Consider the following 22387-nt stretch of genomic DNA (forward strand, 5'->3'; position numbering starts at 1 on the left):
TTATACTCAGCCGGCTCGGCGCGAGGCAAGCGCAGCCGCAGGCTTTCCAGCCTATCTGCTCTGCGCGCGATGCTTAAGCGTTTGTTGGCGAACTGTCCGCAATGTGCGGTTTGGCCAATCAGCGGACTAGAACACAGCGCGCATGACCAACGCCATCGTCGAGCATAACGCGCGCCTGCGGACTTTCCGGATCGACGCCACCGATATCGGCCAGTTGCGGCAGCAGGCCGAATTCGCCCGTCGGCGCCTGCCGACCCTGTTGCCGGAGCTGCACCCCCATTTCGAGGCCTGGCCCGAGATCCTGAGCGCCATGCAGCGGCCGGACGTGCATGAGCTGCGGCTCGCGCACTGGATCAGGCTGGTCTCGGGCGAGTTCGAAGATGGTTTTCTGCAGTCGGCACGCGCACTCGCCAGCGCCTTCTACGATAATGGCGTTCCCGCCCATGCCGTCGCGATCTGCCATGCGATCGTCGGCAATGCGATCGGCGCCGAGCTCGGCCTGTTGCGCGACGGCCTCGCCAGGCTCAGCCATGTCTGGCACGCCAAGGAATACAACCGGCGCATCGCCCTGCGCGCCGCCCTGAACAAGGCCGTGCAGCTCGATCTCGAACTGCTGCTCGAAACGTACAGCCATGTCCAGCAGGAGAGCCGCGAGCGCACCCGGCGCGAGATCTCGGCCTTCGAAGTCACGATCCGGGAGGTCGTCGGCGCGGTGACCGGTAGCGCCCGCATCGTCGAGGACATGGCCCATACGATGAACGGGCTCGTCAAGGAGACTGGCGTGCAGGCCGTCGCCGCCGCGCGAGCTTCGGACGAGGCCTCGGACAATGTCGGCAGCGTCGCCAGCGCCACCGAGCAGCTCTCCATCTCCTTGAGTGCGATTTCGGGGGAGGTCGCCAGCGCCACGACCAAGGCTCACCATGCCAGCAATGCGGCATTGCGAACGGAAGCGATCGTCAAGGGCCTGGCGCAGTCGGCGCAGACGATCGGCTCGATCGTCGACCTGATCCGCGACATCGCCGCCCAGACCAATCTGCTGGCACTCAATGCGACAATCGAGGCGGCCCGCGCCGGCGAGGCTGGGCGCGGCTTTGCGGTCGTCGCCCAGGAGGTGAAGCAGCTGTCCGCGCGCACCGCCAGGGCGACCGACGAGATCGCGGCCCAGGTGCCGGCCATGCAGGCCGCGACGCAGGAGGCCGTCGAGGCGATCGAGAGCATCGTCGGCTTCGTCGGCGACATGGACCAGACGACACTGACGATCGCGAGCTCGGTCGATGAGCAGCGGGCGGCGACCCAGGAGATCGCCCGCAGCATCAGCTACGCCTCGCAGGGCACGCAGGAGGTCGCGCAGGCGATTGCCAGCGTCAACGACTCCGCCCAGGCCGCCGGCGCCGGCGTCGGCGAGATGCTCGGCCTCGCCCAGACGCTGGCCCAGCGGGCTGGGACCCTGACCGAGGCCTTCGAGAATCTGAGCAGGCAGAACCGCGTCGCCTGAGGCGTATCCGTCACCCACCTGTCAAGCATGGCTCCTAATTTCAAGCCATTCTAACTTGGACGACAGGAAGGGGCCGGTCATGACTGACGAGACCCAATACGAATCCACCTTCGGCGCCAGCATGCTCGAGCATGACGATGCGCCCCCGCAGAACCAATCCGCCAATCCGACCATGGGCGAACTGATCGGCCAGCGGTTCTCGCGCCGCGGCCTGCTCAAGGGCGCCCTCGCCGTCTCCGCCATCTCGGCGACGGTCGGCGCCACTGCTCTGGCGACCGCCGAGGAGGCCAAGGCCCAGGCGAAGGGCTCCGCTTTCAGCTTCAAGGAGGTCGAGGCCGGGGTCGACGCCGACCACCATGTCGCGGAAGGCTATCAGGCCGACGTGCTGCTGCGCTGGGGCGACCCGCTCTTCCCCGACGCGCCGGCTTTCGATCCGATCAGGCAGACGCCCGAGTCCCAGGCGAAGCAGTTCGGCTACAACAACGACTTCGTCGGCTACCTGCCCGTGCCAGGCGCGGCCGACCCGTCGGCCCATGGCGTGCTCTTCGTCAATCACGAATACACCAACCCGCATCTGATGTTCCCGGGCGTCGTCGAGATCAAGGACGGCAAGCCGGTGATGAAGAACGCGACCCCGGAGCGTTTCGCGGTCGAAGCCATGGCGCATGGTGCCACCGTCGCCGAGATCCGCCGGACCGATGGGAAATGGGCGCTGGTGAAGGACTCGAAGTACAATCGCCGCATCACCGCCGCCACCGAGATGCAGCTTTCCGGCCCCGTCGCCGGCAGCGACCGCGTCAAGACCAATGCCGATGCCAGCGGCCGCAAGGTCTTCGGCACGCTGAACAACTGCTCCGGCGCAATGACGCCCTGGGGCACCTTCGTCTCCGGCGAAGAGAACTTCCACGGCTACTTCTCCGGCAAGCTGCCTGACGGCCACCGCGAGGAAGCCAACTACAAGCGCCTCGCGATTCCGTCGGCACCCTATGCCTGGGGCCGGTTCGAGGAGCGCTTCGATCTTGCCAAGGAGCCGAACGAGGCCAACCGCTTCGGCTGGGTGATCGAGGTCGACCCGTTCGATCCGAACTCGGTGCCGAAGAAGCGCACCGCGCTCGGCCGCTTCAAGCATGAAGGCGCCGACAGCATCGTCGCCAAGGACGGCCGCGTCGTCGTCTATCTCGGCGACGACGAGCGCTTCGACTATGTCTACAAATTCGTCACGGCCGGCCGCTTCGATCCGAACAATCGCGCCGCCAACGTGGACCTGCTCGACACCGGCACGCTCTCTGTCGCGAAGTTTGCCGCCGACGGCACGGTCGAATGGCTGCCGCTGGTTTTCGGCCAGGGCCCGCTCACTGCAGCCAACGGCTTCGCCAGCCAGGCCGACGTGCTGATCGAGAGCCGCCGCGCCGGCGACCTGCTCGGCGCCACCAAGATGGACCGGCCCGAGGACATCACGCCCAACGGCGTCAACGGCCGCGTCTATGTGATGCTGACCAACAACACCAACCGCAAGGAAGACCAGGTCGACGCCGCCAATCCGCGCGCCAAGAACGCCTTCGGCCACATCATCGAGATCATCGAGGACGGCGGCGACTTCACCGCGACCAAGGGCAAATGGGAAGTGCTGCTGAAATGCGGCGATCCGTCGGTCGCCGCGGTCGGCGCCAGCTTCTCGACCGAAACCAGCAAGAATGGCTGGTTCGGCATGCCGGACAATGCGGTAGTCGATTCCGCCGGCCGGCTCTGGGTCTCGACCGACGGCAACGGCCCGCAGGAGACAGGCCGCACCGATGGTCTCTGGGCGGTCGATACCGAAGGCGAGGCACGCCGGACTTCCAAGCTGTTCTACCGCGTGCCTCATGGCGCCGAGCTTTGCGGCCCCTGCTTCACGCCGGACGACACGACTGCCTTCGTAGCCGTCCAGCATCCCGGCGACGACGGCCCGGACTGGCCGGCCTTCGGCCGCCGCTCCTATTACGAGGATCTCTCGACCCGCTGGCCCGACTTCAAGCCGGACATGCCGACGCGTCCTTCGGTGGTGGCGATCACCAAGCGGGGCGGTGGCAAGATCGGCGTGTAGGTTTCGCTGTCCGGAAGACTGGGCGAGCGACGCGCTTTCCTTCTCCCGAATGGGAGAAGGTGGCCCGGTAGGGCCGGATGAGGGCCTGCAGTCGAACCAGCGAAACGAAAACCGAGCCGCGGTTAGCTCGCCACCATAACGTCCGACGGCGGTCCCTCACCCCTACCCCTCTCCCATCCGGGAGAGGGGTTTCCCGCGCTCCTTGTTCGTCGATAGAGGCTAGTGGAGCTTCACGCTGCCTTCCTGGCGCCGAAGGTCGGATCGAGCTCGCCCTTGGCATAGCGCTTGGCCATGTCGGCCAGCGTGATCACGCGCTTGATCTTCGAGGCCTGGCCGGCGGTGTTGAACTCCTCCAGCCGCTTCTTGCAGAGCGCGGTCATCGCCTCCATCGCCGGCTTCAGATACTTGCGCGGATCGAACTCGCCGGGATGCTCGGACAGGATCTTGCGGATCTGGCCGGTCATCGCCATCCGGTTGTCGGTGTCGATGTTGATCTTGCGCACGCCGTGCTTGATGCCGCGCTGAATCTCCTCGACCGGCACGCCCCAGGTCTGGGGCATCTTGCCGCCATACTGGTTGATCACGTCCTGCAGGTCCTGCGGCACCGAGGAGGAGCCGTGCATGACGAGATGCATGTTCGGCAGCTTCTTGTGGATCTCCTCGATGACATGCATCGCCAGGATCGCGCCGTCGGGCTTGCGGGTGAACTTGTAGGCGCCGTGCGAGGTGCCCATGGCGATCGCGAGCGCATCGACCTTGGTCTCGGCGACGAACTTCACCGCCTCGTCCGGATTGGTCAGGAGCTGGTCGTGGCTGAGCTTGCCCTCGAAGCCGTGGCCGTCCTCCTTCTCGCCCTCGCCGCTCTCGAGCGAGCCGAGCACCCCGAGCTCACCCTCGACCGAAATGCCGCCGAGATGGGCCATGTCGGTGACCGTCTTGGTCACGCCGACATTGTAGTCCCAGTCGCCGGGGGTCTTGCCGTCCGCCTTGAGCGAGCCGTCCATCATCACCGAGGTGAAGCCAGCCTGGATCGCAGTCATGCAGGTCGCCGGCTCGTTGCCGTGGTCGAGATGCACGCAGACCGGGATGTGCGGATAGATTTCGGTGACCGCGTCCATCATGTGCTTGAGCATGATGTCGTTGGCGTAGGAGCGCGCGCCGCGCGAGGCCTGGATGATCACCGGCGCATCAGTCGCGTCCGCCGCGGCCATGATCGCGAGCGCCTGCTCCATGTTGTTGATGTTGAAGGCCGGAACGCCGTAGTCGTTCTCGGCGGCATGGTCGAGCAATTGGCGAAGCGTGATGCGGGCCACGATGATCCTCCGGTTGGGCTCAGCTTATCCGGAGGGTTTAGAATCGAACTGTGGCGGACGCAAAGCCAAAGCGCTGAAAACGTGAACGCGATCAGCGCCCGCGCGCTTCGAGGACCCTGACGCACTCCTCGATCGCGGCCAGCTCCTCCGCGAAGTTGCCGGTGATCGACTTCGCCATGACGAGCAGGCCAGCCGTATCCCTACTCTGCTTGCGGACGAGATCCCCGAGTTCATCAAAGCGCTTGTCGACGGCGTCGAAGCGCTTGTCGTGCTCGGACAGCTGCGCCTGAATCTTCTTCAGGACCTCGAACATCGCAGTCTGCACATTCTCGCTCATCGCATCGTGGCTCCAGTGAAACCATCATGCCACAGCGAGAACATAGCATAAACATTCTACCCCGCAACCGCAAGCTGCGCCGCCGATCAACCCTTGCGCAGCGCCTCGACACCCGGCAGCGCCTTGCCTTCCATCCATTCGAGGAAGGCGCCGCCGGCGGTCGAGACATAGGTCAGATCCTCGGCGACCTCGGCATGGTTCATCGCCGCGACCGTATCGCCGCCGCCGGCGACCGCGACGAGCTTGCCCTCGCGCACGCGCTCCGCCACGGCCTTGGCCACGGCGACCGTCGCCGTGTCGAAAGGCGGCAGCTCGAAGGCGCCGAACGGCCCGTTCCAGACCACGGTCTTCACGCTGTCGAGCTTGAGCACGACCTCGGCGACGCTGAGCGGGCCAGCATCGAGGATCATCTCGTCCGGTCCGACCTCATTGATCGAGACGACGCGATGGCCGGGATGGGCCTTGAACTCGCGCGCCACCAGCGCATCGACCGGCAGGATGATCTCGCAGCCTGCCGCCTTGGCCTTCGCCTCGATCTCGCGGGCGGTGTCGGCGAGATCATGCTCGCAGAGCGACTTGCCGACGTTGACGCCGCGCGCGGCGAGGAAGGTGTTGGCCATGCCGCCGCCGATGACGAGCACGTCGACCTTCTGGACGAGATTGCCGAGCAGTTCGAGCTTGGTCGAGACCTTGGCGCCGCCGACGATCGCCATCACCGGCCGGGCCGGGTTGTCGAGACCGGCAGAAAGCGCTTCCAGTTCGGCCTGCATGGTGCGCCCGGCATAGGCCGGCAGCAGATGCGCCAGGCCTTCGGTCGAGGCATGGGCGCGGTGGGCGGCCGAGAAGGCGTCGTTGACATAGAGATCGCCATTGGCGGCGAGCGCCTTGACGAATTCGGGATCGTTCTTCTCGTCGCCGGCGTGGAAACGGGTGTTCTCCAGCAGCAGGATCTCGCCGTTCTTGGCGGCGGCGATCGCCTTCTGCGCCTCCGTGCCGATGCAATCGCCGACGAAGATCACCGGCTGGCCGAGCGCATGCGCCAGCGCCGGCACCACCTGCCGCAGGCTGTTCTTCTCGTCGCGGCCCTTGGGCCGGCCGAAATGCGCCAGCAGGATGACCTTGCCGCCCTTCTGCGCGATCTCGCGGATCGTCGGCAGGATCCGGTCGATACGGGTCGTATCGGTGACCCTGCCCTCCTCCATCGGCACGTTGAGATCGACACGGACGAGGACGCGCTTGCCGGCGAGATCGGCGTCGTCGAGGGTGCGGAAAGCAGGCATGAAGGGCGCTCTCTTACAAACGTTGGAACAGACAGGGATAATCCATGACGAGGCCGTCCTCGTCGACCGGAAGCTCGGCGGTGAAACTGCCATCGGCCGTCTCGAACCGGAAAAGCCTTGGCGCAAGGCAGGTATAGACCTGCTCGGTGACGAAGGGCTCGAAGCTGTCGAACGGCACGAACAGCATGGCGATGCGCCGCTGCTGGCCAATTTCCCAGGCGAGACGACGGATCGGCAGCGTGTTGGTGAAGGGCGTGGCGGAGAGATCGATGTCGACGCAGCCGTCGAAAGCCGGCAGAAGGCCGCGCTCGCCGTCATGCCACGCGCCGTCTCGCCGGGTCATGGCGAGACCACGGCCATCGGTCGTCGCGACCTCGAAGGAGCGGACCGTGAAATCGGCGTCGCAATCGATGCGATAGCTCGCGCCGAAGCGGCTCCCATCGCGCTCGCCGACCACAGTGGCCTCGGCGCGAAGACCGTTCGCCTGCGCGCGCACCGTCAGATGTTCGAGCCCGTCGCCTTCCAATGCCCGCCAGCGGACACTGCGCCCGTCCGCAAGATCGGCGGGCGGGCGGAAGCTCATCGCGGCAGGATCGGCGGCAGCACGCCGGGAACGCCGCTCTTCAATACGATCACCGTCAGGACGACGGTCAGAACCGCGGTGACGATGCCAGTGAGCAGCAGGGCGCCGAAGCGCGGGGTTGAATTGACGCGCTGGCGCAGGGCCGAGAGCTCCTCGCGCAGGCCGGCGAAGTCCATGGTGCCGGCGGCGAGATCGACCTTCTGGGCGCTGCGCTCCAGCGAGGCCTCGGCGCGGGTCAGCACCGCCTCGTAGCGCGCGAACTTCTCTTCGATCCGGGCCGTCTTGTCCTCGATGCGCGAGAGCTGGTCGAGCTTGCGCGGATCGCTCGGCGCGAGCGGATCGGCCGGCTTCGCGTCGGTGGCGCGCGCTGCGGCGATCTCGGCCATGCTCGGGGCCGGCGGCACGATGACGGTCTCAGGGGACGTGGTCGACGTGGCGACGGTCGGCTCGATCTTGTTCATTGCGCGGTCCGTTCCTCGGCAGTTTTAGGCGCAGCCGCGCCTGTCCGGCGCGGCTGCGAAGGGAGTGTGCGTCAGATCAGCTTCGCCATGGCGACGGCGGTGTCGCTCATGCGGTTCGAGAAGCCCCACTCGTTGTCGTACCAGCTGAGGACACGGACGAACTTCTCGTCCATGACCTTGGTCTGGTCGAGCGCGAAGGTCGACGAGGCCGGGTCGTGGTTGAAGTCGATCGAGACGTTGGGCTGGTCGGTGACGGCGAGGATGCCCTTCAGCGCGCCGCGCTTGCTCGCCTTGATGATGGCGTCGTTGATCTTCTCGACCGTGGTCTTGCGCTTCGAGATGAACTTGAAGTCGACGACCGAGACGTTCGGGGTCGGCACGCGGATCGAGGTGCCGTCGAGCCGGCCCTTGAGCTCGGGGATGACGAGGCCGATCGCCTTGGCGGCGCCGGTCGAGGTCGGGATCATCGACATCGCGGCGGCGCGGCCGCGATAGAGGTCCTTGTGCATCGTGTCCAGCGTCGGCTGGTCGCCGGTATAGGCATGGATCGTGGTCATGAAGCCCTTGTCGATGCCGACGGCGTCATGCAGCACCTTGACCACCGGCGCGAGGCAGTTGGTCGTGCAGGAGGCGTTCGAGACGACGATGTGGTCCTTGGTCAGGGCCTCGTTGTTGACGCCGTAGACCACGGTCAGGTCGGCGCCGTCGCAGGGGGCCGAGACCAGGACGCGCTTGGCGCCGGCGGCGAGATGGGCCGCCGCCTTGTCGCGGGTCGTGAAGATGCCGGTGCATTCCAGCGCGATGTCGACGCCGAGCGCCTTGTGCGGCAGGTCCTTGGGATCGCGGATCGCGGTGACCTTGATCGGGCCGCGGCCGACATCGATCGTGTCGCCGGAGACCGTGACCGTGCCGGGGAAGCGGCCGTGCACGGAATCGAAGCGGAAGAGATGGGCGTTGGTCTCGACCGGGCCGAGATCGTTGATCGCCACGACCTCGATGTCCTTGCGCTTCGACTCGATGATCGCGCGCAGCACGTTGCGCCCGATACGGCCGAAGCCGTTGATCGCCACCTTGACCGTCATCTCAATCCTCTCCTTCGCCGTTCACCGGCATGGGCCGGGCCATTCACGCGGGCAAATCGGCCAAACCATGGCGGAACGCAAGGGCAGGCCTTAAAAATTTGAGGTGGCTCAGCCGTTGTGACGCTTGATCGCCGCCTCGACCACCGCCTCCGGGGTGATGCCGAAATGCTTGTAGACCTCCTTGTAGGGGCCGCTCGCCCCGAAGGAGGACATGCCGACGAAGCCGCCGTCAGTGCCGATCACGCCATCCCAGCCGAAGCGCACGGCCGCCTCGACCGCAATCTTGATCGGGGCATCGCCGATGATCGCGGCCTTGGTAGCCTCGTCCTGCTCAAGCAGTGCTTCCAGCGAGGGCACCGAGACGACTCGGGCGCGCATGCCCTTGTCGGCCAGGAGCTTGCGGGCAGCGACCGCGATCTCGACCTCGGAGCCCGAGGCGAAGAGCGAGACCTGCGCCTTGCCACCTTCAGCCGCCAGCAACTCGTAGGCGCCCTTGGCCGAACGGTTCGTCGCGGTGCCGTCGGTACGGACCGGCGCCAGGTTCTGGCGCGACAGCGCCAGCACCGTCGGGCCGTCGGTGCGCTCCAGCGCGATCTGCCAGGCTTCGGCCGTCTCGATCGCATCGGCGGGACGCAGCACGCGCATGTTCGGCATGGCGCGCAAGCTGGCGATCTGCTCGACCGGCTGGTGGGTCGGACCGTCCTCGCCGAGGCCTATCGAATCATGGGTCATGACATAGATGACCGGCAGCCCCATCAGCGCGGCGAGCCGCATCGAGGGACGGGCATAGTCGGCGAAGACCAGGAAGGTGCCCCCGGCGGTGCGGAAGCCGCCATGCAGGGTGATGCCGTTCATCGCCGCCGCCATGCCGTGCTCGCGGATGCCGTAGCGGACATAGCGGCCCTTCGGGGTCTTCGGCGTGAAGTCCTCGAAGCCCTTGGCGCGGGTGTTGTTGGAGGGCGTCAGGTCGGCCGAGCCCGAGACCAGCTCCGGCATCACGGGCACGATCACGTCCAGCGCCAGTTCCGAAGCCTTGCGGGTCGCGACGGTCACCGGGTTCGCAGCCAGCGCCTTCTTGTGGGCGACCAGCGTCTTGGCGAGCTTGGCCGGCACGGCGTGGTTCAGGCGGCGCTCGAACTCGCCGCGCTTGCGCTCGGACAGCGCCGCGAGGCGTGTATTCCAGTCCTTGCGCTCGGCGAAGCCGGTAGCGCCGAAACCGCGCCAGGCCTTGAGCACGTCGGCCGCGACCTCGAACGGCCCGCCGGTGATGCCGAGCGCCTTCTTGGCGGCGGCGAGTTCCTCGGCGCCGAGCGGCTCGCCATGCGCCTTGGAGGTACCGGCCTTCTTCGGCGCGCCGAATCCGATCACGGTCTTGCAGGCGATCAGCGTCGGCTTGTTCGATTTCTGGGCGCGGCGAACCGCAGCCTCGATCGCGTCGGGATCATGCCCGTCGACGCGCTCTGCCTTCCAGCCACAGGCCTTGAAGCGGGCGAGCTGGTCGACCGAGTCGGAGATCGAGAGCGGCCCGTCGATCGAGATGCCGTTGTCGTCCCAGAGCACGATCAGCTTGTTGAGCTTCTGATGGCCGGCGAGCGCGATCGCCTCCTGGCTGATGCCCTCCATCAGGTCGCCGTCGGAGGCGAGGACATAGGTCCTGTGGTCGACCAGCTTCTTGCCGAACTCGGCGGCGAGCATGCGCTCGGCCATCGCCATGCCGACCGCGGTGGCGAGACCCTGGCCGAGCGGGCCTGTGGTGGTCTCGACGCCGGCGGTCATGAAGTTCTCGGGATGGCCCGGCGTCTTCGATTCGAGCTGGCGGAACTTCTTGAGGTCGTCGAGCTCCATGCCGGGCGTGCCGGTGAGATAGAGCAGCGCGTAGATCAGCATCGAGCCATGGCCGGCCGAGAGCACGAAACGGTCGCGATCGGGCCAACGCGGCTCGGCCGCATCGTATTTCAGGATGCGGGTGAACAACACGGTCGCGACGTCGGCCGCGCCCATCGGCAGGCCGGGATGGCCGGACTTGGCCTGCTCGACGCCGTCCATGGCGAGGGAGCGGATGGCGTTGGCGAGCCGCTCGTGCTGGGCGCGGTCGATCGCAGGCGTCGTCATGGAGTCTCTCCGGCAAGTGCGGAACGAGGCTCGCGCCGAAGCTGGCCGGCGACGAGCAGCGAACTCTTGAGAAAAAGGTCGCGCGTTCGATAGGCCGCCCGCTCAAGCGGAGTCAATTCGCCTGCAAGGACGCAGATATCGAGTTTTCCCCACGCTTCGCTCGGACCGCACCGGCCAAAGCGCTTTCCACGGAGATATTTGTTAATCTACGCTTCCGAATCGGATGAGCCGGCTTCCCCGGCACGCAAAGGAAGAAGCGTGGCGTCTCCAGCACTGGATCACGCCCTGTCGCGCCTCGAAGGCGCGCTCGGCCAGCTCGAAGCAGCTGCTCGCAGGCGGCTCGAGGTCGAGCGTGGCCGCGCAAACCTCGAAACCGAGCTCACCCTGATGCAGGACGATCGTGCCCGCCTCGCCGTCGAACTCGACGGCGCCATGGCCCGGATCGGCCAGGTCGAGGGCGTCGCGCAGGAGGTCGACCGCAAGCTCGACCGCGCCATGACGGCGCTTGCCGAAGTGATCGCCCGCGTCGAGGCCCAACCCGACGAAGAAGCCGAGCAGGACGCCTGATGCCCCAGGTCAACGTCACCATTTCAGGCAAGGCCTATCGCATGGCATGCGGCGACGGCGAGGAGCCGCATCTGGAGGCGCTCGCTCAGCTCTATGACGGCAAGATCGAGGAGATGCGCCAGGCCTTCGGCGAGATCGGCGACATGCGCCTGCACGTCATGGCAGCGCTGATGGTCGCCGACGAGGTCACCGAGCTGAAGAGGAAGGTCGAGACGCTCGAAGGTCGCCTCCATTCGCTGCAGGGCGATGCCGGCTTCGCCGACCAGCGCGCCGGCGAGGTCGAGGAGAGGGCCGCCGCCGCCCTCGTCGCCGCGGCCGAGCGCATCGAGAGCGTGGCGAGGAGCCTGCTGCCCGGGCAGGTGGGGTAGTCGCCGCAGGCATTTCCGCCGCCTTTGCAATTCCTCAATCATCCCCGACTGACGCTTCCAGACGGAAGCGAATCGATGAAGGCGGCGGCTATGGGTGACAGGGTTCGGGTGGCGATTCTCCTCGGCGGCAGGTCCTCCGAGCACGAGGTCTCGTTGATGTCCGCGACCAATGTGGTCAAGGCGATCGACAAGGCGAGATATGACGTCGTGCCGATCCTGATCACCAGGGCCGGCGAATGGCGCGAGCTCGAATTGCAGAACGGCGTTCTGCCCGATCCGATCCCGCAGGACGGCGCCGAGCTCTGCCTGCTGCCGGGCGGGAACGGGCGCCTCCTGCGCCTGCAGGACGGCGCCGCGCCGCAGACCCTGCCGAAGATCGACGTGCTCTTCCCGGTTCTGCATGGCCTCGATGGCGAGGACGGCTCGGTCCAGGGGCTGGCCCAGGTTGCCGGCATCCCGCTCGCCGGCTGCGGCATCGTCGGCTCGGCCAATGCGCTCGACAAGGACATCGCCAAGCGGCTGCTGCGCGAGGCCGGCCTGAGCGTCGCCCGCTCGCTCACCGTTCGCCGGGGCGAGGCGCTCGGCTTCGAACAGGTCAGCGCCGCGCTCGGCCTGCCGCTGTTCGTCAAGCCGGCGCGCCAGGGCTCCTCGGTCGGGGTCAGCAAGGCGACGAATGCCGAGAGCTTCGCAGCGGCGCTCGCCGAGGCCTTCCGGCACGACCGTGTGGTGCTGGTCGAGGAGTTCATCGCCGGCCGCGAGATCGAGCTCAGCGTGCTAGAGCAGGCCGATGGCGAGACCATCGTCTCGCTGCCCGGCGAAATCGTCGCCGCCGCGAGCCACGGCTTCTACACCTACGAGGCCAAATATCTCGACGAGGACGGCGCCCGCGTCGAGGTTCCCGCTCATCTGCCGGAGGAAACGATCGCCAACCTGCAGGAACTGGCGAAGCGTGCCTTCCATGCACTCGGCTGCGACGGCATGGCCCGCGTCGACTTCTTCCTGCGCCCGGACGGCAGCGCGCTGGTCAACGAGATCAACACCATCCCCGGCTTCACCGACATCAGCATGTTCCCGAAGGCGCTCGCCGCCAGCGGTGTCGCCTATCCCGACCTGATCGATCGCGTGATCCGGCATGGGATGGCGCGGGGGGCCTGAAGCGGGCGCAGGCCTCACGGACCGCAAACCGCCTGGCTAACTCCTCCTCGGTGTCATCCCGGACAAGCCGCGCAGCGGCGCTGATCCGGGATCCATTCCTGAGCCTTTCCGATTAAGGTTCCGGAATGGGTCCTGGGTCTCCCTCGGGTCGCCCGGGACGACAGTGAGGGGGTTGCCAAGGCGTAGTCCCGTACGAAATTCATCCCGGACCTCTGGCGCTTTGCCGGCATGCGTCCTACCTTGTCGCGGCGGGGCTGCCTGGTGCGTGCGAGTCATGTATTCCCGGGCCCATACGACTCCCTAGGGAGCTGTCCCTGACCGGGTCCCTGGACCCGGACACACGGCGCCCACCTACTTTGTAGGTGTCCCGGGATCGAAATCTCCACGGCCGAGGTGGCTCCGCACCCCATGACCGACAGCGTCTCTCTCGCCCCCTCCCCGCGCAAAGCCGCGCTGCGTGCCGAGGCGCTCGCCCGGCGCGACGCGCTCGAACTCGACGACCGCCTGCTCTGGGACGAGGCCATCGTCGCACGTGTACTGGCGCTGCCGGTCGTCACGCAGGGGCCGATCTCCGCCTATTGGCCGATGCGCTCCGAGGCCGATCCGCGCCCGATCCTGGAGGCCCTGCACGAGCGCGGCCTGCTGCTCTGCCTGCCGGCGATCGTCGAGAAGCGCATGCATTTTCGGCGCTGGGCGCCGTGGGAGCCGATCGTGCCCGGCGGCTTCGGCACGCTGGTACCGGCGCCGGAGCAGCCCGAAGTGAAGCCCGCCATCCTGATCGTCCCGCTCGCCGCCTTCGACCGGCGCGGCTACCGGATCGGCTACGGCAAGGGCTATTACGACCGCGCCATCACCGAGCTGGAACCGGCCCTGACCGTCGGCATCGCCTATGCGGCGCAGGAGATCGCGGAAGTGCCAGCCGAGCCGCATGATCGCCGCCTCGACTGGGTCGTCACACAGGACGAGACGATCCGCTGCGGTTGATTTCGCCGCGGCGATCACGTCATTAGCGGCTGCGCCTTTCCTTCAAGACGCTGCCGTCCCGCCGTGTTTTCTCAAAGCCGCACGATCGTACCGCGCGGCCTGGGAAGAGCCGGGACGGCTGTCTTGCGTGGAGATGCGAAATAACGGGCCGTGATGCACGGCCCAAGCGTTGGATCGTGACATGCGTCTGCTCTTTCTCGGTGACATCGTCGGGCGCGCCGGACGCCTCGCCGTCCAGGATCGCCTCCCCGGGCTGCGCGAGCGCTGGAAGCTCGACTGCGTCGTCATCAACGGCGAGAACTCCGCAGGCGGCTTCGGCATCACCGAGGCGATCTGCGACGAGACGCTGGCCGCCGGCGCCGATGTCGTCACCCTCGGCAACCATTCCTGGGACCAGCGCGAGGCGCTGGTCTTCATCGAGCGCCAGCCGCGCCTGATCCGTCCGGCGAACTATCCGCCCGGCACGCCCGGCCGCGGCGCGACCGTGATCGAGGCGAGAAACGGCGCCCGCGTCCTTGTCGTCAACGTCATGGGCCGCCTGTTCATGGACGCGCTCGACGATCCCTTCGCCGCGCTGGAGCGCGAGCTCGCCGCCTGCCCGCTCGGGGACGCGGCCGACGCCGTCATCGTCGACGTCCATGCCGAGGCCACCAGCGAGAAGCTCGCCATGGCCTACTATCTTGACGGCCGCGCCAGCCTCGTCGTCGGCACCCACACCCATGTCCCGACGTCGGACACGCGCGTGCTGCCGGCCGGCACCGCCTACCAGACCGATGCCGGCATGTGCGGCGACTACGAGTCGATCCTCGGCATGCAGAAGGAGGAGGCAATCCGCCGCTTCCTGCAGAAGACGCCGGGGTCGCGGCTGGAGCCGGCGCTCGGCGAGGGCACGCTCTCGGGCATCGCGGTCGAGACCGACGACCGCACCGGCCTCGCCAAGGCGGCCTGGCCGGTGCGCCTGGGCGCTACGCTCACTGAGACCTGGCCGACCGCCTGGGACGAATAGACCGGCCGATGTCGCAGCTGTTCTCTGCCTTCGTCGCCGTCTTCGTCGGCTACGCGGCCTCGGTCGCGGTGATCCTTGCCGCCGCACAGGCGGTCGGCGCGACGCCGGGACAGACGGTCTCTTGGCTCGCGGGACTCGCCATCGCCAAGGGGCTGTCCAGCTTCATCCTGTCCTGGCGGCATCGCATGCCGATCATCTGCGCCTGGTCGACGCCCGGTGCGGCGCTGATCGCTGCGGTGAGCGGCGTCGACATGGCCTCGGCCGTCGGCGCCTTCCTCGCCGCCGCCGTGCTGATGATGACGACCGCCGCCTTCCGCCCGCTCGGAGCGCTGGTCGAGCGTATCCCGATGAGCATCGCCGCGGCCATGCTCGCCGGCGTGATCTTCCGCTTCGTCGTCGCCGTCTTCGACGAGATGCGCCTGCAGCCGGCTTTGGTGCTGACGCTGCTCATGGTCTTCCTGCTGGCGCGGTTGTGGAACCCCTTCCTCGGCGTCATCGCGGCGCTCGGCGCCGGACTCGCCCTCGCCTTCGCCACCGGCACAGCGACACTGCCCGCCGGCCCCGTCGCGCTGACGCATGTCGAGCTGATCGTCCCGCATCTCGATCTCACGGCCATCGTCGGCATCGGCATCCCGCTCTATCTCGTCACCATGGCGGCGCAGAACCTGCCGGGCTTTGCCGTGCTGCGCGCCTCCGGCTACCAGCCGCCGACGGCGTCCTGCCTGTTCGTCACCGGGTTGATGTCGTTCCTGACCGCCCCGACCGGCGCTCATATGGTCAACATGGCGGCGATCAGCGCCTCGATCTGCACCGGCGCCGATACGCATCCCGATCCGAAGGAGCGCTGGAAGGCCGGGGTCTGGTACGCTTTGCTCTGGCTCGTTGTCGCCGCAACATCCGGCCTGCTGCTGGCGCTCATCCTCGCTATGCCGAAGGCGCTGATCGTCGCGGTCGCCGGCCTCGGCCTCGTCGGCTCGCTCACCGGCGCACTCAGCCAGGCCATGGGCAGCGACAAGGGCCGCTTCGCCGCGGTCGTCACCTTCGCCGTCGCAGCCTCCAGCCTATCGCTGTTCGGCGTCGGCTCCGCGTTCTGGAGCCTCGCCGCCGGGCTTATGGTCTTGACATTGGACCACGCCGCGGGCCGTTTGCGCGGACGATCATGAACACATCCGTCCCCCGCACCCGCCTGATGCTCGTCACGCCGCCGATCTCGGATCCCGGCGCCATCTCCTTTCGCCTGATGCAGGCCTTCGCCGGCGGCGATGTCGCCGCCGTGCTGCTGCGGCTCGCGCCCGGGGACGAGCGCAGCCTCACCGAACGGGTCAAGGCGCTGGCCCCCCCGGTGCAGGCGCAGAACGTCGCGCTGGTCGTCGAGGCCTCGGCCCAGGTCGCCAGCCGCGGCGGCGCCGACGGCGTCCATCTGACTGCGGGAGCCGAGGCGGTCGCCGAGGCGCGCTCCAGCCTGAAGCAGGAACGCATCATCGGCGCCGGGGGCTTGCGCTCGCGCCATGACGCCATGGATATCGGCGAGACCGGCGTCGACTACGTCATGTTCGGCGAGCCGCGGCCGGACGGCTCGCTGCCGGCGCTGCCGGCGGTGATCGAGCGCGCCTCCTGGTGGGCCGAGATCTTCGAGACCCCCTGCATCGCCTATTGCCCGGATGCGGAGTCCGTTCCGGCCCTGATCGAGACCGGCGCCGAATTCATCGCGCTCGGCGAATGGGTCTTCGCCGAGGATGTCGACATCCGCGCCGCAGTCGCGCAGGCGGATGCCGCGATCGCAGCGCAACACGCCCGCAGGATGGCGCGATGAGGCTTGCGCTCGCAGCGCTCGCCCTGATGGTCGCCCTCCCTGCCATCGCGGCGGAGCCGGACCTCGCCTACGGCGCCTATCAGGCCGGACACTACCGGAGAGCCCAGGACGAAGCCTTGAAGCGGCTAGAGGCCGATCCGAAGGACGCCGCGGCGATGACGCTGCTCGGCGAGATCTACCGGCAGGGGCTCGGGGTCCGCATCGATCCCAAGGCCGCCGCCGACTGGTATCGCCTCGCTGCCGACAAGGGCGACGTCAACGCGGTCTTCGCCCTCGGCATGGCGATGCTGGAAGGCCGTGGTCTGGCGCGCGATCCGAAGGCCGGCGGCGTCCTGCTGGAGAAGGCCGCCGCCGCCGGGCATCCCGCCGCCAACTACAATCTGGCCCTCGCCTTGCTCGCGACCGGGCGGGCGCAGGACGACCAGCGCGCCATCGCCTGTCTCAGGATCGCCGCAGCCGCCGACCTCGCCGACGCCCAGCACGCGCTCGGCGTGCTCTACAAGATGGGCCGTGGCGTGGCGCAGGACGACGCCGTGGCGGCCGAATGGATGGGAAAGGCTGCCTCCAACGGCCTGATCGCCGGCGAGGTCGAGTATGCGATCGTGCTGTTCAACGGCGACGGCGTGGCCAAGGACGAGCGCGCCGCGGCAAAGCTCTTCATCCGCGCCGCCAACAAGGGCAATGCCATCGCCCAGAACCGGCTGGCAAAGCTCTACCAGTTCGGCCGTGCCGTCCCTCCCGACCTTTCGGAGGCAGCAGCCTGGCACCTCGCAGCGCGCGCCCAGGGCCTTGCCGACGCCACGCTCGATCAGCTCCTGGAGCGGCTTTCGCCGGAGCAGCGCGAGCGCGCCGCGCGTCTTGCCGCCGACCGGATCGAGGCCACGGCCTTGACGACGCCGAGCCAACCGAGCAAGTGACGGCGAAATTGCCGGCGCGAAGTCGGCGCAGCTCCACCACCGCTCTTTGATAGTCTGTTCTCTTCTGCCGCGCGTCGCGCGCCTCGAGGTTTGTACAATGATCCGCTCCCCCCTGATGACCGTGATGACCGATGCCGTGATGAAGGCGTCGCGTTCGCTGAAGCGCGATTTCGGCGAGGTCGAGAACCTGCAGGTCCTGGCCAAGGGCCCGGGCGATTTCGTCTCCAAGGCCGACCACAAAGCCGAGGAGATCCTGCGCGCGGCGCTGGAGAAGGCCCGGCCCGGCTACGGCTTCGTCATGGAGGAGAGCGGCGTCGTCGCTGGCACCGACGAGAGCAATCGCTGGCATATCGACCCGCTCGACGGCACCCACAACTTCCTGCGCGGCATCCCGCACTGGAACATCTCGGTGGCTCTGGAGCGCGACAACCAATTCATCGCCGGCGTGATCTACGACGCCGCCAAGGACGAGCTCTTCATCGCCGAGAAGGGCAAGGGCGCCTATGCCAACAACCGCCGCCTGCGCGTCTCCGGCCGGCGAGAATCGGCGGACATGCTGATCGGAATGGGCGTGCCGCATATCGGCAAGGGCGGCCATCCGCTCTTTCTGAAGGAGCTCGGCGCGGTGATGAGCCGCTTCGCCAATGTCCGCCGCATGGGCTCGGCCGCACTCGACATCGCCTATGTCGCCGCCGGCCGCATGGACGCCTATTGGGAACGCGGCCTCAACACCTGGGATTTCGGCGCCGGCGCGGTGATGGTGCGCGAGGCGGGCGGCACCTTCGGCACGCTCGACGGCAAGCAGCCGACCTCGGCCAAGGACGTGATCTGCGGCAACGAGGCCGGCGAGCCGGCGTTGCGCGCAGTCCTCAAGACGGTTCTTTGACGAAACCGAGGCCGTTTTCGGCTTGATCCTAGCGTGGCGGGAGGCGACAGTCGCCCGCGCTACGAAACCGGATCGGATGAGCAGGCATGGCCAATGACGAGGCGGCCCCGGAGGTCCCGCCGCTGGAGCCCCCAGCGACGAGCCCCAATCGGCCGCAGACGTTCCGCTTCTCCCGCCCGCTGCGCTATTTTCTCCGCGCGCTGGTCTTCCTCGCGCTGATCGGCTTCCTGATCTTCATCCTGCAGGCGGGCCTGCTCACCGCCTTCATGACCAATCCCGGGCTCAACGGCCTGATCGTCGGCGCGCTCGCAGTCGGCGTCCTCCTGTCGCTGCGCGAACTCTGGCGCGTCGACAGCGAGGCGCGCGCTGCTACCCGCCTCGCCGCAAATCCGGCTGGCGCGACGCTCCGGCGCAACCAGGTGATCAGCCCGCTTGCCCCCGTGCTGCCGGCGCTGGAACAGCGCAACCTCGCTCCCAGCCAGGCGACGAGCCTGCTCGAATCGATCGCGGTCCGGCTCGACGACGGGCGCGAGGTACTGCGCTACCTTGCCGGACTGCTCGTCTTCCTCGGCCTGCTCGGGACCTTCTGGGGCCTGCTCGACACCGTCTCCTCGGTCGGCAACGTCATCAAGAGCCTGCGTACCGGCGCGGAAGCGGGCGTGCTCTTCGACGAGCTCAAGGCCGGCCTCGCCGCCCCGCTCGCCGGCATGGGCCTGTCTTTCTCGTCCTCGCTGTTCGGCATCGCCGGTTCGCTGATCCTCGGCTTCCTCGACCTGCAGGTCGGCCAGGGCCAGCGCCGTTTCCGCAACGAGATCGAGGGCTATCTCGGCACCGCCACGAGCCATTCCGCGACGACCCCGCTGGCGATGTCCCCCTCCGGCCCGACTGTCGCCGGCGACATCGTGGTCGAGCGCCTCGACAAGCTCCAGGCCGCCATGCAGGACGGCTCCAACAACCGCGCGGCGACCCAGGCGCTGGCCAATCTCGCCGAGGGCATCCAGGGTCTCGTCCAGCACATGCGCTCCGAGCAGCAATTGATCCGCGACTGGGTCGAGGCGCAGGCCGTGCGAGAGAAGGATCTGAAGCGCCTGATCGAGCGCCTCGCCGCCGAGCGGGTGAGCGAGTCGTGATTGCGCCGAGAAGGCGCTGTTCGACAGGTTAATGATATCCGCGCTGGTCATCCCGGCCGGAGCGCAGCGTAGAGCCGGGATCCATTCCGGAGCCTAGCCGAAAGAGGTTCCGGAATGGATCCCGGGTCTCCCTCCGGTCGCCCGGGATGACCACGCAGCAGAGGAGTATCGGAGCCAATGGCCCTGTCGCGCTCGCATCGCCGGGAAGAGGTCAATTTCTGGCCGGGCTTCGTCGACGCGCTCTCGACGATGCTGATCGGCATCGTCTTCCTGCTCTCGGTCTTCGTCCTCGGCCAGTTCTTCCTGTCGCAGGAGATTTCCGGCCGCGACACGGTGCTCGACCGGCTGAACCGCCAGATCTCCGAGCTCAGCGACCTGCTCGCCCTCGAGCGTTCGAGCGGCAAGGAGGCGAAGGACTCGCTCGCCTTGCTGCAGTCCTCGCTCGCCAGCGAGCAGGCCGAGCGCGCCCGCGTCCAGGGCCTGCTCGACGGCGCCGCCCGCACCAACGCGCCGACCCAGCTCGCCGAGACGCAGAAGGCGCTCGACGCCGAGAAGCAGCTTTCCGCCAAGGCGCAGGCCACGGTCGAGCTGGTCAACCAGCAGATCGTCGCCATGCGTCGCCAGCTCGCGGCACTGGAGGAGGCGATCGGCGCCGCCGAGGCCAAGGACAAGGAATCGCAGGCGCGCATCTCCGAGCTCGGCTCGCGCCTCAACGTCGCGCTGGCCCAGCGCGTGCAGGAGCTGGCGCGCTATCGCTCCGACTTCTTCGGCCGCCTGCGCCAGGTGCTCGGCACAAGGCCCGACATCCGTGTCGTCGGCGACCGCTTCGTCTTCCAGTCCGAGGTGTTCTTCGACGCCGGCCAGGCCGTGCTGAAGCCGGAAGGCCGCGGCGAGCTCGACAAGCTCGGGGCGATCATCGCCGATCTCGCCCGCGAGATGCCGCCGGACCTGCCCTGGATCCTGCGCGTCGACGGCCACACCGACAACCGGCCGATCCGCTCGCCGCAATTCCCGTCGAACTGGAGCCTGTCGACCGCGCGCGCCGTGGCAGTGGTCGAATACCTTGTCAGCAAGGGCATTCCCGCCGACCGTATCGCCGCGACCGGCTTCGGCGAGTTCCAGCCCCTCGACGTCGCCAACAATGACGACGCCTGGCGCCGCAACCGCAGGATCGAGTTCAAGATCACCGAACGGTGAACCGCAGGCTTGGCGGTGTACGCGACTCCGTCGCCACGCCCCGAACTTCGCGGCCTACACGAAACGGATGATGCGGCAACCGGCGGCATCGGTCCTGATGAGCGGCCGCGTAACCTGGAGACGTGTGGTGGCCCTCAAATCCTTTCTCTTCGCCGGCAATCAGGCGCTGGAGCAGTGCGCCGTTCGCGACGCCTCGCATATCCTGCGCGGCGCCAAGGGCGTCCATGTCGGCAAGATCCAGGCTGCATTGGCTGCCCTGGACGATGCAGTGATCGATCCGGCCGAGTGGCGCGGCCGCATCTACGGAGCCTCGACCGAACGGGCCGTCCTCGCTTTCAAGCAGAAGCGCAAGATCATCAACCGCAGCTACCAGTCCAAGGAGGACGCGATCGTCGGCAAGATGACGATCGCTGCCCTCGACGAGGAAATGAAGGCCCTGGAAGTCAAGGGCATATCGAGCGGCACGTCGCGCTGTGCCTCGCCCAATTGCTCACCGCTCCAGGGCCGCCGGATGCTCGCCATCGCCCGTCGGCAGGCCGACATGCGGGGAGCGGGCGGTTTCGTGGCGAGCGCTGCGGACGATCGGTCTGCGATCGTGGCGGGCTCGAACCGGCAGCGCATAACGGCGCCGGTCGCGGCGAATGCGGAAAAACCCAAGCTGATGGTCGGCGTCGGCAGCGGTCGCGGCGAGGGCGGCGCCTCGGTCCTGGCCGGCGTCAATTACCAGATGGTCCCGCTGCACGGCACGCGCACGATCACCGCGATGACATACGGCGCGAGAACGCGCCTGCGTGTGCCGGCCAATGTTACCGTCGCGATCGACGGCGCGCCTACGGCGCCGGTCGACTCGGTGGTCACGATCCCCGCCGGCCCCGGGGTCAGGGACATCACGGTGACCGGGGTAAGCGCCGGCACCGGAGTCCTGATGCTCCGCGCCGACGGCGAAAGCTGGGAGGAAGTTCTTGCCCGGGACGCGCTGCTCAGCGTCAAGGGCGCCATCTCTGTCCACGCCCGTGCAGTCTTCGTCACCGACGCCAGGAAGAATCGCAGCCAATACAGCGAGAGCGATGTCCAGACCGCCATGGCCTCGCTGACGCGCTTCTTCAAATCGTGGTGCAATATCGATATCGCCTATCACGGTTCGATGCCGTTCGCGGTCGACGAGGACCTCGGCGACCCGTTCGATGCAGGCCAGCGCGTCGCGGCTGAAATGGGAAGCGACGCGGTGTTCCACTTCGCGGGCGGAAAGCAGCGGGTGTTCGACAACGAGTTCGATCGCCTCAAGGGCAACCGCAGCAAGGTCGTCTACTTCATGTGGCGTCTGAAGGGTGAGCGTACGGTGGCGGTCACCTATCACGACCGCGTTTTCATGCAGAACTACGGCGACGACCAGAAGAAGCTCATCATCGCCCTCGCCCACGAGATGTGCCACGCCATGGGGGCCCATGAGCATTCGACCCAGATCGGCAACCTGATGTACGAGATCATCGAGGGCATGGGACCGACGATGGACTTCGTCGACATCGATCTGTGCAATCCCGGCTGACGTGACGGAGGCCTGCGCCGCATGGCGGTTCATGGCCGGGGCTAATGCGAAAAGCTGCGAAGCGCCATGCCT

Annotated in this window: 21 protein-coding genes and 1 other RNA gene; 15 read left to right on the top strand and 7 right to left on the bottom strand. The window is 67.5% G+C overall.

The window, feature by feature from the left end:
* Positions 1–142 precede the first annotated feature (142 nt).
* On the top strand, positions 143–1495 hold the full coding sequence (locus CXY91_RS04230; protein ID WP_100959423.1) for a globin-coupled sensor protein: 1353 nt from the start codon (positions 143–145) through the stop codon (positions 1493–1495).
* A 79-nt stretch (positions 1496–1574) separates the two neighbouring features.
* Positions 1575–3578, top strand: a complete 2004-nt coding sequence (locus tag CXY91_RS04235) for a PhoX family protein (RefSeq protein ID WP_100959424.1) — start codon at positions 1575–1577, stop codon at positions 3576–3578.
* A 230-nt stretch (positions 3579–3808) separates the two neighbouring features.
* Here CXY91_RS04235 and fba read toward each other — a convergent pair whose 3' ends face one another.
* The 7 genes from fba to tkt form a co-directional block, all read right to left on the bottom strand.
* Complete coding sequence (gene fba, locus CXY91_RS04240; protein ID WP_091838959.1) at positions 3809–4891, bottom strand: class II fructose-bisphosphate aldolase; 1083 nt, start codon at positions 4889–4891, stop codon at positions 3809–3811.
* A gap of 91 nt (positions 4892–4982) precedes the next feature.
* The gene (locus CXY91_RS04245) at positions 4983–5204 is read right to left on the bottom strand and encodes a hypothetical protein (protein WP_158673258.1); all 222 of its coding nucleotides are present in this window, start codon (positions 5202–5204) and stop codon (positions 4983–4985) included.
* 110 nt (positions 5205–5314) lie between these two features.
* Positions 5315–6508 (bottom strand): phosphoglycerate kinase, encoded by a 1194-nt coding sequence (locus CXY91_RS04250; protein WP_100959426.1) that lies wholly within the window; start codon positions 6506–6508, stop codon positions 5315–5317.
* A 13-nt stretch (positions 6509–6521) separates the two neighbouring features.
* Complete coding sequence (locus CXY91_RS04255) at positions 6522–7091, bottom strand: putative glycolipid-binding domain-containing protein (protein WP_100959427.1); 570 nt, start codon at positions 7089–7091, stop codon at positions 6522–6524.
* Entirely contained in the window at positions 7088–7552 is a 465-nt protein-coding gene (locus tag CXY91_RS04260) for a hypothetical protein (RefSeq protein ID WP_100959428.1), read from the bottom strand. Before CXY91_RS04260 ends, CXY91_RS04255 begins: the two co-directional genes overlap by 4 nt.
* 71 nt (positions 7553–7623) lie before the next feature.
* Positions 7624–8634, bottom strand: a complete 1011-nt coding sequence (gene gap, locus CXY91_RS04265; RefSeq protein WP_091838943.1) for a type I glyceraldehyde-3-phosphate dehydrogenase — start codon at positions 8632–8634, stop codon at positions 7624–7626.
* A gap of 108 nt (positions 8635–8742) precedes the next feature.
* Positions 8743–10746 (bottom strand): transketolase, encoded by a 2004-nt coding sequence (gene tkt / locus CXY91_RS04270; protein WP_100959429.1) that lies wholly within the window; start codon positions 10744–10746, stop codon positions 8743–8745.
* Positions 10747–11004: 258 nt separating this feature from the next.
* Here tkt and CXY91_RS04275 point away from each other — a divergent pair, with 258 nt between their 5' ends.
* The 13 genes from CXY91_RS04275 to CXY91_RS04335 all read left to right on the top strand — a co-directional run bounded on the left by CXY91_RS04275 (position 11005) and on the right by CXY91_RS04335 (position 22315).
* Positions 11005–11313, top strand: a complete 309-nt coding sequence (locus CXY91_RS04275) for a DUF4164 family protein (RefSeq protein WP_244543938.1) — start codon at positions 11005–11007, stop codon at positions 11311–11313.
* Positions 11313–11681 (top strand): cell division protein ZapA, encoded by a 369-nt coding sequence (locus CXY91_RS04280; RefSeq protein WP_100959430.1) that lies wholly within the window; start codon positions 11313–11315, stop codon positions 11679–11681. Before CXY91_RS04275 ends, CXY91_RS04280 begins: the two co-directional genes overlap by 1 nt.
* A 90-nt stretch (positions 11682–11771) precedes the next feature.
* Positions 11772–12836: a D-alanine--D-alanine ligase family protein gene (locus tag CXY91_RS04285; protein ID WP_100959431.1), complete on the top strand. Its 1065-nt coding sequence runs from the start codon at positions 11772–11774 to the stop codon at positions 12834–12836.
* A 248-nt stretch (positions 12837–13084) separates the two neighbouring features.
* A non-coding RNA gene (gene ssrS / locus CXY91_RS04290) (6S RNA) lies at positions 13085–13240 on the top strand.
* 4 nt (positions 13241–13244) lie between these two features.
* Entirely contained in the window at positions 13245–13820 is a 576-nt protein-coding gene (locus CXY91_RS04295) for a 5-formyltetrahydrofolate cyclo-ligase (protein ID WP_100959432.1), read from the top strand.
* 181 nt (positions 13821–14001) lie between these two features.
* Positions 14002–14826 (top strand): TIGR00282 family metallophosphoesterase, encoded by an 825-nt coding sequence (locus CXY91_RS04300; RefSeq protein WP_100959433.1) that lies wholly within the window; start codon positions 14002–14004, stop codon positions 14824–14826.
* Positions 14827–14834: 8 nt separating this feature from the next.
* Complete coding sequence (locus tag CXY91_RS04305; protein WP_100959434.1) at positions 14835–15989, top strand: benzoate/H(+) symporter BenE family transporter; 1155 nt, start codon at positions 14835–14837, stop codon at positions 15987–15989.
* Complete coding sequence (locus tag CXY91_RS04310; RefSeq protein ID WP_100959435.1) at positions 15986–16639, top strand: thiamine phosphate synthase; 654 nt, start codon at positions 15986–15988, stop codon at positions 16637–16639. The genes CXY91_RS04305 and CXY91_RS04310 overlap by 4 nt, the downstream gene beginning before the upstream one ends.
* Positions 16636–17556 carry a tetratricopeptide repeat protein gene (locus CXY91_RS04315; RefSeq protein WP_100959436.1) on the top strand — a complete coding sequence of 307 codons (921 nt, stop codon included), beginning with the start codon at positions 16636–16638 and terminating at the stop codon, positions 17554–17556. Before CXY91_RS04310 ends, CXY91_RS04315 begins: the two co-directional genes overlap by 4 nt.
* 97 nt (positions 17557–17653) lie before the next feature.
* A complete protein-coding gene (locus CXY91_RS04320; RefSeq protein ID WP_091838901.1) occupies positions 17654–18442 on the top strand; it encodes an inositol monophosphatase family protein in 789 nt (262 codons plus the stop codon).
* An 86-nt stretch (positions 18443–18528) separates the two neighbouring features.
* Complete coding sequence (locus CXY91_RS04325) at positions 18529–19572, top strand: flagellar motor protein MotA (RefSeq protein ID WP_100959437.1); 1044 nt, start codon at positions 18529–18531, stop codon at positions 19570–19572.
* 177 nt (positions 19573–19749) lie between these two features.
* Entirely contained in the window at positions 19750–20769 is a 1020-nt protein-coding gene (locus tag CXY91_RS04330; protein WP_100959438.1) for a peptidoglycan -binding protein, read from the top strand.
* A 127-nt stretch (positions 20770–20896) separates the two neighbouring features.
* Entirely contained in the window at positions 20897–22315 is a 1419-nt protein-coding gene (locus CXY91_RS04335; protein WP_100959439.1) for a peptidoglycan-binding domain-containing protein, read from the top strand.
* The last annotated feature ends 72 nt before the right edge of the window (positions 22316–22387 follow it).

It is taken from the genome of Allobosea sp. FBZP-16, from assembly GCF_002831785.1.
Taxonomy (GTDB): Bacteria; Pseudomonadota; Alphaproteobacteria; order Rhizobiales; family Beijerinckiaceae; genus Allobosea; species Allobosea lupini.

Bases quoted from the DNA above. Each gene is read 5' to 3' on its own strand.
- CXY91_RS04260 (WP_100959428.1), bottom strand. From the start codon at position 7,552: ATGAACAAGATCGAGCCGACCGTCGCCACGTCGACCACGTCCCCTGAG.
- CXY91_RS04330 (WP_100959438.1), top strand. From the start codon at position 19,750: ATGGCCCTGTCGCGCTCGCATCGCCGGGAAGAGGTCAATTTCTGGCCG.
- CXY91_RS04285 (WP_100959431.1), top strand. From the start codon at position 11,772: ATGGGTGACAGGGTTCGGGTGGCGATTCTCCTCGGCGGCAGGTCCTCC.
- CXY91_RS04305 (WP_100959434.1), top strand. From the start codon at position 14,835: ATGTCGCAGCTGTTCTCTGCCTTCGTCGCCGTCTTCGTCGGCTACGCG.
- CXY91_RS04245 (WP_158673258.1), bottom strand. From the start codon at position 5,204: ATGTTCGAGGTCCTGAAGAAGATTCAGGCGCAGCTGTCCGAGCACGAC.
- CXY91_RS04250 (WP_100959426.1), bottom strand. From the start codon at position 6,508: ATGCCTGCTTTCCGCACCCTCGACGACGCCGATCTCGCCGGCAAGCGC.
- CXY91_RS04230 (WP_100959423.1), top strand. From the start codon at position 143: ATGACCAACGCCATCGTCGAGCATAACGCGCGCCTGCGGACTTTCCGG.
- CXY91_RS04235 (WP_100959424.1), top strand. From the start codon at position 1,575: ATGACTGACGAGACCCAATACGAATCCACCTTCGGCGCCAGCATGCTC.
- CXY91_RS04310 (WP_100959435.1), top strand. From the start codon at position 15,986: ATGAACACATCCGTCCCCCGCACCCGCCTGATGCTCGTCACGCCGCCG.
- CXY91_RS04255 (WP_100959427.1), bottom strand. From the start codon at position 7,091: ATGAGCTTCCGCCCGCCCGCCGATCTTGCGGACGGGCGCAGTGTCCGC.
- CXY91_RS04315 (WP_100959436.1), top strand. From the start codon at position 16,636: ATGAGGCTTGCGCTCGCAGCGCTCGCCCTGATGGTCGCCCTCCCTGCC.
- CXY91_RS04280 (WP_100959430.1), top strand. From the start codon at position 11,313: ATGCCCCAGGTCAACGTCACCATTTCAGGCAAGGCCTATCGCATGGCA.
- CXY91_RS04300 (WP_100959433.1), top strand. From the start codon at position 14,002: ATGCGTCTGCTCTTTCTCGGTGACATCGTCGGGCGCGCCGGACGCCTC.
- CXY91_RS04325 (WP_100959437.1), top strand. From the start codon at position 18,529: ATGGCCAATGACGAGGCGGCCCCGGAGGTCCCGCCGCTGGAGCCCCCA.
- tkt (WP_100959429.1), bottom strand. From the start codon at position 10,746: ATGACGACGCCTGCGATCGACCGCGCCCAGCACGAGCGGCTCGCCAAC.
- CXY91_RS04295 (WP_100959432.1), top strand. From the start codon at position 13,245: ATGACCGACAGCGTCTCTCTCGCCCCCTCCCCGCGCAAAGCCGCGCTG.
- gap (WP_091838943.1), bottom strand. From the start codon at position 8,634: ATGACGGTCAAGGTGGCGATCAACGGCTTCGGCCGTATCGGGCGCAAC.
- CXY91_RS04320 (WP_091838901.1), top strand. From the start codon at position 17,654: ATGATCCGCTCCCCCCTGATGACCGTGATGACCGATGCCGTGATGAAG.